We start from the raw sequence: 15,835 nt of genomic DNA on the forward strand, positions 1-15,835 counted from the left end.
CAGCGTTCATCCTGAGCCAGGATCAAACTCTCCAATAAAGTTAGTTTGTCTAGCATCTAAAAATAAAAATTGACGTTCACGTTGTTTGTTTCGTTCAGTTTTCAAAGAACTTGTCTGCCGCTTCAAAAGCGACTTCATCATATTAACATCTTCATTTTTCGATGTCAACTATGTTTTTGAATTTCTTTTTTGTCGTTTTCTGCGTTTCCGCATCAGCGACGTTTATTAATATACCATCATGGTTTTTAAATAACAAGTATTTTTTATAAAAAAATACAAAAAGTTATCTATCCTACTTTCTTCTATAGAAAGAACCCTTATCCTTTCTACTAAAAACATTCATTTTGATTGTATACAAGTTACTATACACTATTATTAACCAGGCAGTATTTCACAATAACTTCCTAACCTTTAGTCTTCTCCTTTTTTAATTTTATAATTACCATAGTTCTACTTAAGAAGGACAAATAATCATTTAAATGTAGAGTAATAAAAAACGTGGCCACTATACTAGAGCAAAACTTTAATTCCTGATTTTTCTCTCCAATCAGGAATTTTGCTTCCACAAATAACAAACTTCCCCTCGAAATATTAACTTAAGATTATTGTTAGAATTTTTTTACATTTAATTAATGAAAGATATCCAATTTTTGTTATATAGTAAGAAAGTGCCCACAAAACTATAAATAAACTAATGGAGGAATTATTTTATGGATAGGTTAACAAAATTTTCATTAAAAAACCGAGCCGCTATTATTATCATGGTTTTTCTCATTTCCATACTCGGTGTTTATTCCGGCTCTAAATTACCTATGGAATTTTTACCAAGCATCGATAACCCTGCAATAACTGTTACGACATTATCTCAAGGGCTCGATGCTGAAACGATGACCAAGGACGTAACTGATCCCCTTGAAAAACAATTTCGTAATTTAGAACATATCGATGGCATCACTTCTTCCACACATGAAGGATTATCACGCATCGACATTGCATATACATCCAAGGCAAATATGAAAGACGCGGCACGCGAAGTCGAAAAAACAATTAATACGATTAAATTGCCTAAAGATGTAACTAAACCTGTTGTTAGTCAATTAAACACTTCTATGATTCCACTCGCTCAAATTACCATCCAGAAGCAAAACGGATTTTCAAAAGCTGACGAAAAACAAATTGAGAAAGAAATCGTACCACAACTCGAAAGCATTGATGGTGTTGCCAATGTTATGTTTTTCGGAAAATCAACTTCCGAATTATCCATCGTACTTGATCCTAACCAACTAAAAGATAAAAACATAACATCACAGCAAGTATTAACAGTTTTACAAGGAAAAGAAACTTCCACTCCAGCCGGAGCAATTACCGTTAATAAGACAGAATACAATCTTCGTGTCATCGGGGATATAAAAAATGTAAATGACATAAAAAACATCACCATTACACCTCAAGTAAAATTGCAAGATGTCGCTCAAATTGAATTAAAACAACATTACGATACAATCTCGCACATAAACGGGGAAGAAGGAACAGGATTAATCATCATGAAAGAGCCGAGTAAAAATGCGGTTGCAATCGGAAAAGAGATTGATAAAAAGATTAAAGATATAAGCAAGCAATATAAAGATCAATTCTCTATTAAACTTTTAGCTTCAACTCATGAGCAAGTTGAAAATGCTGTTACTAGTATGGGAAAAGAAGTAATCCTTGGGGCAATTGCTGCAACTCTCATTATCTTAATCTTTTTACGCAGCTTCCGAACAACACTCATCGCTGTCATTAGTATTCCATTATCTATTTTATTAACACTATTTTTACTCCATCAATCTAACATCACACTTAACATTCTAACTCTTGGTGGCTTAGCCGTTGCAGTTGGACGTCTCGTCGATGATAGTATCGTTGTCATCGAGAATATTTTCCGTCGTTTACAAAAAGAATCTTTCTCTAAAGATATTATTCTCGATGCAACAAAAGAGGTCGCCGTCGCAATTACCTCTTCTACTTTAACGACAGTCGCCGTTTTTTTACCTATCGGTCTCGTATCGGGAGTAATCGGAAAACTAATGTTACCTATGGTGTTAGCAGTTGTGTATTCTATACTGTCTTCCTTAATTGTGGCATTAACAGTCGTTCCACTTATGGCTTTTTTACTGCTCAAAAAAACAAAACGTCGCAATTCACATTCTTCACCGCGATATGTCACTACATTAAAGTGGGCTCTTTCTCATAAGTTTATCATTCTACTCACTTCTTTTTTATTATTTGCAGGATCAATTGCAGCCTACATACTACTTCCGAAAGCGAACATAAAGTCTGAGGACGATACAATGCTTTCCGTTAACATGACATTTCCAGGTGATTATGATTCTGAAGCTAAAAAACAAAAAGCCTTTGATTTCGAAAAGAAACTCCTCTCTAATTCTGATGTAACAGATGTTATTTTGCGAATGGGATCTAGCGCAGAAGATGCACAATGGGGACAGACAACTCAAAACAATCTTGCAACTATATTTGTAGTCTTTAAAAAAGGATCTGACATCGACCAATATATTAAAGAATTAAAAAAGGATCATACAGCTTTCGAACCAGCTGAACTTGATTATATAAAGACGAGTTACTCTGATTCCGGAGGCGGAAACAACTTACAATTTAACGTAACCGCTACTAACGAAACAAATTTAAAAAAGGCCGCTAACATCGTCGAAACAAAACTAAAAGGTATGGACGATCTCTCTAAAGTAAAAACAAATATAGAAGAATCTAAAAAAGAATGGCAAATTCATATCGATCAAACAAAGGCTGAGCAACTAGGTTTAACACCAGAATTAGCAGCACAACAAGTATCATTCCTTATGAAGAAATCTCCTATTGGGGAAATCTCAATCAATAATGAAAAAACAACTATTATGATAGAACATAAAAAGGCATCCGTTAACAAACAAGAAGATATTTTAAACACAAACATACTATCACCTATTAACGGACCAATTCCTTTAAAAGACATTGCAACTATTTCAGAAAAACAACTTCAAACGGAAATCTTCCATAAAGACGGGAAAGAAACGATTCAAATTACTGCAGAAGCTTCAAGTGAAGATTTAAGTAAAGTAAGCGCAGAAGTAAACAAAGCTATAGCCGACTTAGATTTACCTACCGGAGCAAAAGTAAATATCGCAGGTGCTACTGAATCTATGCAAGAGAACTTCACAGATTTATTCAAAATTATGGGGATCGCAATCGGGATTGTATATTTAATTATGGTTATCACATTCGGGCAAGCACGCGCTCCTTTCGCAATTTTATTCTCTTTACCATTAGCTGCTGTCGGCGGTATTTTAGGATTAATCATTTCCAGAACACCTGTTGACATAAATTCATTAATCGGCGCATTAATGTTAATCGGGATTGTCGTTACAAATGCTATTGTATTAATAGAAAGAGTGCAACAAAATCGGGAAAACGGTATGGAAACCAGAGAAGCCTTACTAGAAGCAGGATCTACTAGATTACGCCCAATTATTATGACAGCTATAACAACAATCGTCGCTATGCTACCACTCCTCTTCGGGCAATCTCAAGCAGGAAGTATGGTATCGAAAAGTCTGGCCGTCGTTGTAATCGGTGGTTTGGCAGTCTCAACCGTTCTTACATTAGTAGTCGTTCCCGTTATGTATGAACTATTAGATAAAATCGGGAGAAAAAGACGCTCCCGCAGAAAAATAAGCACTTCTACAGAAACACCTGATATTTAAACTAAAAGGCGTTATCTTCAATTATGAAGATAACGCCTTTTTATCCCTCTACCTATCCATAATATAATCCATCACTTTTTTACCATACTTCTCTAGCGGCTCTCCAGAATCTACAATAAGATATTCACCATGTAAAGGCCTTTTACTGCCAGCCAGACATTTTTGAAATGCTACTTCTGATTCTACTTTTGTAATTTGACTTATCTTACGTTTACGCGTTTGTAACCTACGATTAATTTCTTCTATATTATTAAGATAACATTCAATATATTTATATGTAGCCCCATACTTCCGACATAAACCTATTCCTTTTTTAACCATCCCTTCATAGAGACATGGACTATCTAATATCACACTGTGCTCTTGCTCCAACAAAAAATCGATCAGTTCCCACTCAATATCATAGGAGATCCCCCCAACCACTGTTGGTTCAACACCTTTTGCCTTTAATGATTTTAATAAAGCTGATTTCACGACGTCATGATCTACAATAACAGCACCTGTTAACTTAGCGATATACTTAGAAAGAGTCGACTTCCCTGATCCAGGAAATCCCGACATTTGCAGAAAAAACACCTTCAAACCCCTCCCTATTTTCATCCGAATATCCACATATTAAATTACCTATTCAACAACTCTCCTTCTTTTCCTTCCAGCAACAAAATGACCGTAAAAAAACTCCCTGTTTTATAAACAGAGAGTTTTCATCTTCAACTTATGCCGCTTTTACCTTCTTCGTCGTTTTACGACTTTTTTTCGCTCCTGTAAAACGCTTGTGTAATACAGATGCTACGAAACGAGAAATGATATTAAAGAGTAATACCATAATAATTAATACAGCTGCAGATTTTGTTGCAATTAACTTCGCATCCGGGATAATCCCTTCAGAGTTTAATTTCCAAATGTGAACAGCTAACGTTTCAGCTGGTCTAAATGGATTTAAAGGATGCGAGGGGCTCGAGAAGTCCGCTGCTGAATTTAAAATAGGTGATGTTAAACCCGCTGTATAAATTAACGCCGCAGCTTCACCGAATATACGGCCTGCCGCTAAAATAATACCTGTAATGATTTGTGGTAACGAAGACGGGATAATGATGCGGGCAATTGTTTGCCATTTCGTTGCACCTAGTCCAAGACTCGCCTCTTTTACATTATGAGGAACTTCAGAAATCGCATTTTCACAAACACGTGTTAAACCAGGTAAATTCAAAATAGTTAAAGCAAGAGCTCCACCCATTACTGTATATCCCCATCCTGTCATGGTAACAAATACTAATAAGCCAAATAGTCCAACAACAATAGAAGGTAAAGACGCCATTGTTTCAATACATAAACGAACAAAACTTAAAAAACGACCTTGTTTTGCATACTCCGCTAAATATATTCCAGCCCCTAGTCCAAGAGGAATAGATATAATAAGTGTTATAACAAGCATGTAGAAAGAATTGAATAACTGTGGACCAATTCCCCCACCAGCTCTTGTATTGCTTGGTTCTCCGAATAAGAAACTAGGATCCCAAAATCCCCATCCCTTTTGCAGAATTTCGTACATTAAAAAAGCCAGCAAAGCTACAACTAAAGCTGCAACCCCATAAAAGATACCTGTCCAAACTTTATTTACCGTTCTTGCATTCATTATTATCGCTCACCTCTTTGACCAATCGCTCGAATTACTAAAATAAACAGGAATGAAATAACAAGTAAAATCATTGCTAACGTCCATAGCGCATTGTTCCAAGCTGTTCCGTTCAATGTATTCGTCATATCCATTGTCAGAATACCTGTTAACGTTGCTGTTGGACTATATATTCCTTCCGGTAATTTAATCGTGTTCCCGATTACCATTTGAACCGCTAACGCTTCACCAAAAGCACGCGCTAACCCTAAAACTATACCTGTTAAAATCCCTTGTTTTGCAGCAGGAACAATAACTCGGCTAATCGCTTGCCATTTCGTCGATCCTAGACCGTAAGAAGCTTCCAAGTAATCAAACGGAACAGAGCGTATTGCATCAGAGGCAATACTAGCAATAGTAGGTAAAATCATAATACTCAGGACAATAATACCCGCAATTAAACTAAATCCCACTCCACCGAACGAATCCCGTAATAGAGGAACCAAAATCGTAACCCCTAATAATCCGTATACAACTGATGGAATACCAACTAATAATTCTAAAACAGGCTTTAATACTTTATTCCCAAACTTCGGCGAAATTAAATTCATGAATATAGCAAGAGCTATAGCAATTGGTGCACTAATGACAACAGCACCTAACGACACAAGCGTCGAACCGACAATAAAGATGACAGCACCATACGTACCTTGATCAGCATTTGGATTCCATTTCATCGAAGTTAACACCTCAGAAAATGAGATACCACTTTGCGTGAAAGATTGAATGCCTTTACCGCAAATAAACGCAATAATAGCTAATGTAATAAAAACAATAAAGATACCGCAAAACGTAACAAGTGATCTACCTATATATTCACTCTTTACGTAATTAATTTGTTTTTTCCCCTTCATCACAGGACAGACCCCACTTCATAGATTGCATTGAACAGGACTGGCCTTGCAGCCAGCCCCATAAAATTTTATTACTTATTTAATTTAGACATTGGGATGTAACCCATATCTTCTACTTGTTTTTCGAAATCTTTACCTTTTACATAGTCAATGTAAGCTTTTGTCGCTTCTTTTGCCTCACCTTTAGTTACCATGTACTCGTAAGACCAGAATGGATATTTACCAGCAGAAATATTTTCAACTTTCGGTTCAGATCCATCAATTTTAACCGTTTGTAACGCACCTTTTTTCTCACCAACCATGTAAGACATTGCTAAGTAACTAACTGAACCTGGAGTAGAGTTAATCGCTTGCTCTACAGCACCATTAGAATCTTGTGTTGTACCAGTTCCATCATTAATCTTCGCGTCTTTCATCACTGTCTTTTCAAAAGTAGCACGTGTACCAGATGAAGCCGGTCGGTTAATTACATTGATTTTTTCATCTTTTCCGCCTACTTCTTTCCAGTTCGTTACTTTTCCAGTGAAGATATCTTGCACTTGTTTTACTGTTAAGTTATCAACTTTTACATCTTTATTTACGACAAGTGCGAATGCGATACCCGCAACTTTGTTATCTACTAATTCTTTTGCTTTTTCAGCATCTTTTATTTTATCTCCAGCTGGAACATCTGAGTTACCAATTTGTACCGCACCAGATGCTACTTGGTTAATCCCAGTTCCACTACCGCCACCTTGAACTTGAATAGAAACTTTTGAATTTTTCTCCATGAATTTCTTTCCAGCTTCCTCCGCAAGAGGTTGAAGAGCTGTAGAGCCAGCCGCTGCAATCGTACCTGATAATTCTTGTTTTGCATCGCTACCTTTAGTAGCTTCCTTATTATCCGTACTTTCTGCTTTTCCACATCCAACTAATGCACCTGCAACAACTAAAGCCGCTAAAGAAAATTTAATACCCTTTTTCATAACCATGTCTTGTACCCCCATTTGGATTATCACTTTTCGAATTCATCTTCTTTCGAACACAAATTCATTGTAGGACAACAATATTATGTGAGTGTTAAGCAATTTTTAAGTTTAAGTAAATAGAGATAACATCCCCTAAAAGCCAGACATTCCAACATTTACAGTTGAAAAAGCCAACAAAACCCACACTAAACACGTAGTATTGTAAATTTAATCTTAACAATGTAAATTCAATGTAAATGATTTTCTGTATTTTTCCCTTTAGGTTAAAACTACATTTACAATCCCCCTATATTTTTAAGCTTTTACACTCTTACTTTAAGAAGAATTCCAGTAATATTTTTCGGTACAACTAAATAAATTGGAACAATTCTAAAAATATTTGAATATTTTTAAAGTACTAATTGACAGCATCATTAAATGTAGTCTACTATATTAGTATCAAAAAGTTTACCTAAGGAAACTTTTTAAACTAAAACTAAAAATATAGAGATGAGGTAACTTTTATGGTATCGGCTAATACTAAACCCCTTTCCGAATTCAGAACAGGGGAATTTGTACAAATTGAGAAGATACAATTAGAAGGAACTATGAAACGACGTTTATTAGATTTAGGCTTTTTTCCTGGAGCGACAATTAAAGTATTACAACGCAGCCCACTTGGAGACCCAGTCGCTTATCAAGTAAGCAACACAACTATTGCACTGCGTAGTGAAGAAAGCTCCCTTATTTTCGGGGTATTAATAGGAGATGATTTCAGATGAGTAACCATCGCATTGCGTTAGCTGGTAACCCGAATACCGGGAAAAGTACATTATTTAATACTTTAACAGGCTTAAAACAACATACTGGAAACTGGACGGGGAAAACTGTTTTAAAGGCTGAAGGGGAATATAAGCATGGCGGAAATATATATACAATAATAGATTTACCTGGAACTTACTCACTGTATTCAAATTCGGCAGATGAAGAAGTAGCACGAGATTATATTATATTTGAAAAACCAGAAGTAACTGTAGTTGTTATAGATGCAACTGCAATGGAAAGAAATTTAAATTTAGCACTCCAAGTGATGGAAATGACAAACGATGTGGTCATTTGTATTAACTTAATTGATGAAGCGGAGAAAAAAGGAATCATTATTGACGAAAAGAAATTAGCAAAATCACTCGGTGTACCTGTAGTGAAGATTTCTGCTCGTAACCGAGTAGGCATTGGTCATTTGCTAAATGTCATCGCTAAAGTAGCAAATAAAAAACTCATTCCAACACCAATTAAAATTACTTATAATGAAAAAATCGAAAATATGATTCAAGAATTAGAACCACAAATTTATAAAGTGTTCGGCAATACGTATCCAGCACGTTGGATTGCGTTACGTATTTTAGATGGAGATAAAAATTTCTTAACTGCACTTCAAAAACATCATAACGAACCACTTGTAAGGGAGGTCGTAATAAATGGAATCTCACTCAGCCAGTAAAGCTCTTCCGCTGGACTATATTGTTCAACATGCACAAACACTTTCAAAAGAAGATATACGAGATGATATTGTCGGAGATATTTATCGAACCTCCGCAAGTATATGTAAAGAAGCTGTCCAATATACAAATACCGATAAATTGTATCGTTCTGAAAAACTAGATAAAATTTTCACATCTCCAATCTGGGGATTCCCAATTATGCTCGGTATTTTATCTATTGTTTTTTATCTTACAATTGCAGGCGCTAACGTACCTTCTGATATGATCGCTAAGTTCTTTGGCTGGGTAGAAGGATATTTAACATCTTGGTTCCAAGCAGCGCATGCACCTGAATGGTTACATGGCATTTTAATACTTGGTTTATTCCGCGGTACCAGTGCTGTTATAAGCGTTATGTTACCACCTATGGCAATCTTTTTCCCTATGTTCGCACTATTAGAAAACTACGGATATTTACCACGTGTCGCATTTAACATGGACCGCTTATTCAAACGATCTGGTGCACATGGCAAGCAATCTTTAACAATGGCAATGGGATTCGGTTGTAATGCAGCTGCCATTATGTCAACACGTATTATTGAATCACCACGTGAACGTATGCTTGCAATCTTAACAAACAACTTCGTTCCATGTAATGGGCGCTGGCCTATGTTGATTTTAATGGCTTCACTATTTATGGCTGCTGGTTATACAGGTAGTATGCAAACACTTGTTACTGCTGGCGTTGTAGTTGGAATGGTTGTAATTGGTGTCATTATGACATTAACCGTTTCTTGGGTACTATCAAAAACAGCTTTAAAAGGTGTTCCGACTCACTACACACTTGAGTTACCACCGTACCGTAAGCCAAAAGTTTGGAATACAATTGTACGCGCAACACTCGATAAATCAATATATGTTTTAAAACGAGCTGTAGTTGTAGCTGCCCCTGCAGCTGCATTAACTTGGTTACTTGCTAATATTTTCATCGGTGACACAAGCTTACTTATGTATTTTGTAAACTTCCTAGATCCATTCGCTAAAATGTTAGGACTTGACGGCTTTATTTTAGCTGCATTCATTCTTGGACTACCAGCGAATGAAATTGTTATCCCGATTTTATTAATGTCTTATTTATCAACTGGCGCTTTAACTGAAATAGATGATTTTAATCAAATTAAAAATCTATTCTTAGAAAATGGTTGGACTTGGTTAACAGCTTTAAACACAATGTTGTTCTCACTCCTTCATTTCCCGTGTGGAACAACACTAGTTAATATATATAAAGAAACAAAAAGTGCAAAATGGACATTCTTATCGTTCGCAATCCCTACTGTTATCGCAATTGTTGTTACATTCCTCTCTACACAATTGGTACATTGGTTAGAACTTGTATAAAAAACAAAGCATACATAGAAGGTATCCCCCTTCACATATGCTTTGCACGAAAGAAACCTGAAATTATTCAGGTTTCTTTTTTTCTTTCCACGGCTGAGCTCCATACGTTGTGATTTTTTTATGAATGGAGTATATGGCTCCCGGAAGAATCGCCATTAATATCGTGCAACTAATTCCTAGTCCAGTAAACAACTTAAATCACCTTATTTCACTCTCTTCGGTAAAGCTGAACCTGAATGCTCAATTGTCGGATGAACATGAACAGTAACCTCAGCATTACTAAAATAATTTTCACCTTGATCCCAATTTTTATCTATCTTCTTCCATTCTTTATAATTATGCCGCTTATATACTTCTCCTAACGCTAATACATCTACCTTATATTTTGTTTGAACAAGCTTAATCGATTTTTGGATACGCTTCTCCATTTCCTCCGCAATGGTTTTCTTTAATCGCTTTTCATTCATAATTTGTTTATGATCACTAAAATGCAACTCTGCTAAGGTCCCTTCCAAAGATAAATGGATATCAAACTTCGGTTTTGTAGCATTTTCCGTAGATACTTTAATCTTTCGGTGCATCTTATGAATTTCGTATGTAACAAGCTGACCTTGTTTACGGATAGTAAAGAACCCTCCAATTTTTTTACCTATTATATAATTCATCCCTAATGTTTCTTCCCCACTCAAACTGCCTACACACTTATTATCTTTTCCACGAAACAACGCTGCCCCGTTCATTTGTACCCCCTGCTTTGTTAGTTCGAGAATAGGTAATACGAAACTTTGGTTAGCAATCATTTTTTGCTGTACCTCACCAATTCTTGCAGCTTCAATCATTTGAGCATTTTTCGGAGGATGCTCAGCTAACATATCAATATACTGTGCCGGTAAGTTCTCAGGCTTGGCACTCTGCTTTAAAATAGCTTCTGCATTTTTCTTAGAAACGAACAAACGAATATTTCTTCTCATCTCGTGATCACGAATATATACATCTAACGTATTTTGTAAAACATATGGATTCGCTAGTAAATCTTTAGAAAAAATTATCACTTGTATATGCGGAAAGAATAGTGAGCGACTAATTTTTTTAGCAATAATTCGTATTTGCTCAAAGACACTATCTGCTTTCGCACTAACATTAATATAATTTTCACTATCTCCACCGCCTTGGCCACCTTGTTGCGCTAACTTACTGGGAAGTACCATCTGATACGTCCCTTTCATAATTGGATTCGATTTCTTTTCCTTCACAATATCGTAAGCTGCGCCTACTACAAATCCTCTTTCTTCTATTTCTTCTAGCTCAGAGCACCCACTTATAGATCCAGCTAAAACCATAACCATTATAATTTTAAGAAGGTGTTTCATTTCTACCATTCCTTCTTTTTATTTTATATACAATAAAAACTAACAAAGGCGCTAGCACGACAAACCCCATATCTATCCAAGCTAAATAAGTCCCATAACTTGACAAATTATTCAAATTACTAGGTATCATATTCGCCATAAAAATAATCGGGGCACTTACAAAAATGAAAATATGTTTCTTCACTTTCGGAAACATAGCACAAAATAATAAAGATGCGACGTCATAATACATTGCTGTAGTGTTATAAATAGTAATAATCCAAGTAGTAAAAAAAATGGCATCAAATCTTTCTAAAAAACCTCCACCAATTTCAATTTCTTTACCCAATTCAATTGTTGGATACGTCAATCCACGGGTTGTCATATACGAAAAAACGCTAATACAAGTTACATAAATTAAAATGTATGACAGCACATTTACCATCACTGCTTTTGCAACTGCCATTGGCGCTTTTTTCGCTGTCTTATCGTTCAGCATCACAGCATAAAACAGAGCTACCTCAAATCCGATAAATGTGAAAATAGAATTTTTAACTCCTACAGCATATTGACTTGCGTTCGTTTGAAAAGCCGGTAGTAAATTGTTTATTTCCATTAAATTCACATTCAATAAAGAAAGCAACACTATCGCAATGAACACGATAGGTAAAAATAGAACATTTAACCTTACTAAAGCCGCTCTCGATCCTGCTACTCCATAAATAACAACTAATAAGAAGAAGAAAGAGAGTAGCTGTATTGGTGTATCACTAAATAAATATGTTTGTGAAATAATTGCAATCATTCGCGATTCATATGCGGTCAAAGCAGCAAATGTTAATACTAAAATGCTACTAATTGTGTATGCAACAGGCTTCGTCAAATGTGCACTCGTATATTGAACAAAGTTTTGCTTTGGGAATAAAATAGCTATCCTCGTTACAAACCAACCTAAAACCGCACATATCAATCCACCCAAAAGCAAAATAATCCAACCATCCGAAAATAAAGTTTGGTCAGCAATATCTCGAGGCATAGATAATGCACCTATACCGATAATTGTTGACGATACCGCAAAACCAAGTTCCCGAGATCCAATTTCTTCATCCCCATATTCAAATGGCTTCAATTACTCTCGCTCCTTTGGACGTAGTGTAGAATCTTTCGTTTGTAAATATTCTGGCCTCTCTTTTAACATTGATTTTGGTAGGCGAACCAATTCTTCTTCCCAATCTTTATAAAAAGCAGGGGCAATAGGTGTTGTATACGGTACCCCAACACTCTTTAAATTTGTAATATGGATCGCAAGTGCAATAAGAGCTAAAATGATTCCGTATAACCCAAAAGCAGTTGCAGCTAACACGAAGACGAAAAGTAAAATTCGAAATGTAATCGTAATGCTATATACAGGAAGTGAAAATGTAGCAATTGCGGTAACCGCAATAATAATTACTAAAAACGGATTTACAATCCCCGCATTTACTGCCGCTTCTCCAATTACAAGACCACCTACGATGCCAATTGTTTGTCCCATCGGTTTCGGAAGCCTAATCCCGGCTTCTCGTATTAATTCCATCGTTAATGCCATCATTAACGTTTCTATATAAGCAGGAAACGGTACCCCTTCTCTCGCTCCCGCAATGGAATAAGCTAGTTTAGATGGAATAAGCCCTTGATGATACGATACAAGCGCTACGTACATGGCAGGTAATAAAACAGCAGCAATACCTGATCCCATACGTAACATTCTTAATAACGTTCCAATTATCCAACGCTCATAATGATCTTCTACAGATTGAAAAATATCAACAAATACTAGTGGAGCTATAAGAGCAAATGGTGACCCATCTACTAAAATGGCCGCTTTCCCTTTCGCCAATGCAGCCACTATATTATCTGGTCTTTCTGTATTTAAAAACTGCGGAAACGGCGATAAATTATTATCTTGAATTAATTGCTCAATCGTTCCTGTCTCAAAAATGACATCTGTCACTATTGATTGAAGACGCCGATCTAGCTCGTTTACGATGTAAGGGTTAATAATATCCTCTATATATACTAGGGTTACTTCTTTCTGCGATCGCTTCCCCATAATATAAGATTGAAACCGTAACTTCGGATCACGTAAACCACGGCGAATTAACATTTTATTCACATTAATATCTTCATTTAACCCAACCCTCGGTCCACGAATTAAATCTTCTGTCACTGGCGGTTCTAGACTTCTTTTCTCCCAAGCCCTACTGTTAACAACAATAGCCGTTTGAATATTATCAATTAATATGACTGTATCTCCTGCTAAAATCGCATTTATAATATCTGGAAAAGTCGTCTTCATACCGACTTCTGCAATAGAAATAAAACGATCCAATAATATCTGAACCACAGCTGCTTCATTTGGTATTTCTTCATATTGAAGTGTACGAACTACATATTTATAAACATTATCCTTATCTGTCAATCCACATAAGAAAACAACCGCACAACGTGTAAAACTACCAGCAAGAGCAACTTCTCTAATTGTTAAATCATTAGGTGAACCTAACTCATCTCTAATTTCCTTCATAACTTCAAACAAGTTACCTTTTAGCTCTAACAATTTCCCCACCTAACTTCCTTTTCAACAAGTTTTTAGTTAGATTCCGCTAATAGAAGAAAATATATACAAAAAAGAGCTATCTCTTTTCGAAGATAGCTCTAACATACGAATTACTTTTCTACTATTATATTGTCGGTCTTTACAGATACATTTCTTGTGAATCCACTAACGATAAACATCACAATCATATTCATTAACAATGCGACTATACCTACATTTAAATCTTTTATATATTGCGGAAAACTCGGAAACATCGTAGCTATAGTTGAACCAGATAAGGTAATATATGCGACAATTAACAACCCAATCCCCATTCCTGCAATCGCTCCTTGCTTCGTAATAATTTGACGTGGAAACAAACTACATACAAGTGCAGGGAAAAGTTGCGTAACTATACTGTACCCCATTAAAAGAAGAGCCCCTATCGTTTCTCCCCCTTTAAATGTAAACAATACTGCAACAAGCGTTACAACAGGTACAAATAACTTAGCTACTTTTGCAACTTGTCTATCTGAAGCAGATGGCACCATTGTTCGGTAAATATTTTTTGCTAACAACGTAGATGCCGCCATAACAAGCATGGAACCTGGAACTAATGCCGTTAACACTCCTGCACTACCAATAATACCAATAAACCATGGATCAAACGTTTGAAGAGCCAGACGGAATAATGAAAGATCTACATCCGCTCCCTTTAACCCTGGAACTTGCAAGATAGCAGCAAAACCTGCAAAGAACACAAAAAGCAAAACTAAAGAATAGAGAGGCATAATTGCTGCATTTTCCCTAAATACTTTTTCACTTTTCGCTGAGAAAGCTGAGGCAAATGTATGAGGCCACATATAAAAACCGAGAGCCGTTAATATAATAGTAGAAACAAACCAAGAAATACTCATTCCCTTTTCAGGTAAAGATAAAAAACCTGGTTTTGCAGCTTCTACAGCTTCAAACATCGGTTGAAATCCTCCGTAATAGTGATACGGTAAATATATACCTAAAAACATAACGATAAATAGTATCATAATGTCCTTCAAAGCAGCTGTCCAAGCCGATCCATGTATACCTGAAACCATTACATAAATCGTTATAACAATAGCACCAATCCATACCGCAATAACAGGTGTCACTCTTCCATAGGAAGCTTCCGAAACGATAATTCCTAATCCCTTTAATTGCAAAACAAGATACGGGATAATGGAAATAACACCAATAATTGAAACAATTACCCCAAGCGTCTTACTCCTGTATTTCTTCGCAAAGAAATCTGATTGTGAAATGAGGTTATGTTCTTTTGCATACTTCCAAATTGGAGGCAATAAGAAATACGATAAAATATAAGCTAATGCACCATACCCTAAAATATAAAATGTAGGAGCTCCTTTACTATAAGCCCAGCCACTTCCTCCTAAAAATGTGAACGTCGTATAAATTTCCCCTGCCATAAGGAGAAAAACGAAAATAGTTCCAAATCCTCTTCCTCCAACTGACCATTGTTCTAAATTCATATCTTTTCCATGTTGTGCCCGAATTCCTAAAAATAGTGCGAGAAACAAAAATATAATAATGATAAATAATGCAGTCATTTTACGTCCCCCTTATTAGCAGGATCGAATACGTACACAAGACCCATACAAAGAGACGTAATGAGCACTGATAATAGTACCCAAAATAATAAAAATGGCATCCCCCATACGTAAGGAGTGACCGAATTTGCAAATACTGGTCCAACTACTAAACAAAGAACTGGAATAAGTGCTAGCACGTGTATTTTTTTCAT

15 protein-coding genes are annotated in these 15,835 nt (G+C 36.0%); 4 read left to right on the top strand and 11 right to left on the bottom strand.

Annotated features, from left to right (window positions below; translation table 11 throughout):
* Window positions 1-6: 6 nt before the first annotated feature.
* Window positions 7-141, bottom strand: a complete 135-nt coding sequence (locus MR066_RS27225; RefSeq protein WP_274605602.1) for a hypothetical protein — start codon at window positions 139-141, stop codon at window positions 7-9.
* Between the two features lie 569 nt (window positions 142-710).
* On the opposite strand from MR066_RS27225, the gene MR066_RS19240 reads away from it, so the two are divergent.
* Window positions 711-3,755 carry an efflux RND transporter permease subunit gene (locus tag MR066_RS19240; RefSeq protein ID WP_242248222.1) on the top strand — a complete coding sequence of 1,015 codons (3,045 nt, stop codon included), beginning with the start codon at window positions 711-713 and terminating at the stop codon, window positions 3,753-3,755.
* 48 nt (window positions 3,756-3,803) lie between these two features.
* Here MR066_RS19240 and MR066_RS19245 read toward each other — a convergent pair whose 3' ends face one another.
* The 4 genes from MR066_RS19245 to MR066_RS19260 form a co-directional block, all read right to left on the bottom strand.
* Window positions 3,804-4,331 carry a P-loop nucleotide/nucleoside kinase family protein gene (locus tag MR066_RS19245; protein ID WP_242248223.1) on the bottom strand — a complete coding sequence of 176 codons (528 nt, stop codon included), beginning with the start codon at window positions 4,329-4,331 and terminating at the stop codon, window positions 3,804-3,806.
* A 139-nt stretch (window positions 4,332-4,470) separates the two neighbouring features.
* On the bottom strand, window positions 4,471-5,391 hold the full coding sequence (gene pstA / locus MR066_RS19250) for a phosphate ABC transporter permease PstA (RefSeq protein ID WP_002010630.1): 921 nt from the start codon (window positions 5,389-5,391) through the stop codon (window positions 4,471-4,473).
* A gap of 2 nt (window positions 5,392-5,393) precedes the next feature.
* Window positions 5,394-6,284, bottom strand: a complete 891-nt coding sequence (gene pstC / locus MR066_RS19255; protein WP_016101789.1) for a phosphate ABC transporter permease subunit PstC — start codon at window positions 6,282-6,284, stop codon at window positions 5,394-5,396.
* Between the two features lie 71 nt (window positions 6,285-6,355).
* On the bottom strand, window positions 6,356-7,255 hold the full coding sequence (locus MR066_RS19260; RefSeq protein WP_133116631.1) for a phosphate ABC transporter substrate-binding protein PstS family protein: 900 nt from the start codon (window positions 7,253-7,255) through the stop codon (window positions 6,356-6,358).
* Window positions 7,256-7,755: 500 nt separating this feature from the next.
* On the opposite strand from MR066_RS19260, the gene MR066_RS19265 reads away from it, so the two are divergent.
* The 3 genes from MR066_RS19265 to MR066_RS19275 are packed head-to-tail and all read left to right on the top strand — an operon-like array spanning window position 7,756 to window position 10,110.
* Window positions 7,756-8,013 carry a FeoA family protein gene (locus MR066_RS19265; RefSeq protein ID WP_002090873.1) on the top strand — a complete coding sequence of 86 codons (258 nt, stop codon included), beginning with the start codon at window positions 7,756-7,758 and terminating at the stop codon, window positions 8,011-8,013.
* Window positions 8,010-8,732, top strand: coding sequence for a FeoB small GTPase domain-containing protein (locus tag MR066_RS19270; RefSeq protein ID WP_002090874.1), 723 nt, complete (start codon window positions 8,010-8,012; stop codon window positions 8,730-8,732). Before MR066_RS19265 ends, MR066_RS19270 begins: the two co-directional genes overlap by 4 nt.
* A complete protein-coding gene (locus MR066_RS19275; protein WP_193663934.1) occupies window positions 8,710-10,110 on the top strand; it encodes a ferrous iron transporter B in 1,401 nt (466 codons plus the stop codon). The genes MR066_RS19270 and MR066_RS19275 overlap by 23 nt, the downstream gene beginning before the upstream one ends.
* 63 nt (window positions 10,111-10,173) lie before the next feature.
* Here the strand turns inward: MR066_RS19275 and MR066_RS27230 are convergent, their stop codons facing one another.
* The 6 genes from MR066_RS27230 to MR066_RS19300 form a co-directional block, all read right to left on the bottom strand.
* Window positions 10,174-10,302, bottom strand: a complete 129-nt coding sequence (locus MR066_RS27230; protein ID WP_012260330.1) for a hypothetical protein — start codon at window positions 10,300-10,302, stop codon at window positions 10,174-10,176.
* A gap of 11 nt (window positions 10,303-10,313) precedes the next feature.
* The gene (locus tag MR066_RS19280) at window positions 10,314-11,480 is read right to left on the bottom strand and encodes a Ger(x)C family spore germination protein (RefSeq protein WP_242248224.1); all 1,167 of its coding nucleotides are present in this window, start codon (window positions 11,478-11,480) and stop codon (window positions 10,314-10,316) included.
* Window positions 11,464-12,588, bottom strand: coding sequence for a spore germination protein GerLB (gene gerLB, locus MR066_RS19285; RefSeq protein ID WP_012260328.1), 1,125 nt, complete (start codon window positions 12,586-12,588; stop codon window positions 11,464-11,466). The genes MR066_RS19280 and gerLB overlap by 17 nt, the downstream gene beginning before the upstream one ends.
* The gene (gene gerLA / locus MR066_RS19290; protein WP_002029834.1) at window positions 12,589-14,067 is read right to left on the bottom strand and encodes a spore germination protein GerLA; all 1,479 of its coding nucleotides are present in this window, start codon (window positions 14,065-14,067) and stop codon (window positions 12,589-12,591) included.
* A gap of 101 nt (window positions 14,068-14,168) precedes the next feature.
* Window positions 14,169-15,641 (bottom strand): sodium:solute symporter family protein, encoded by a 1,473-nt coding sequence (locus tag MR066_RS19295; protein WP_242248225.1) that lies wholly within the window; start codon window positions 15,639-15,641, stop codon window positions 14,169-14,171.
* Window positions 15,638-15,835, bottom strand: a complete 198-nt coding sequence (locus tag MR066_RS19300; RefSeq protein ID WP_002029838.1) for a DUF3311 domain-containing protein — start codon at window positions 15,833-15,835, stop codon at window positions 15,638-15,640. The genes MR066_RS19295 and MR066_RS19300 overlap by 4 nt, the downstream gene beginning before the upstream one ends.

It is taken from the genome of Bacillus cereus group sp. BfR-BA-01523, assembly GCF_022662615.1.
Taxonomy (GTDB): domain Bacteria; phylum Bacillota; class Bacilli; order Bacillales; family Bacillaceae_G; genus Bacillus_A; species Bacillus_A mycoides.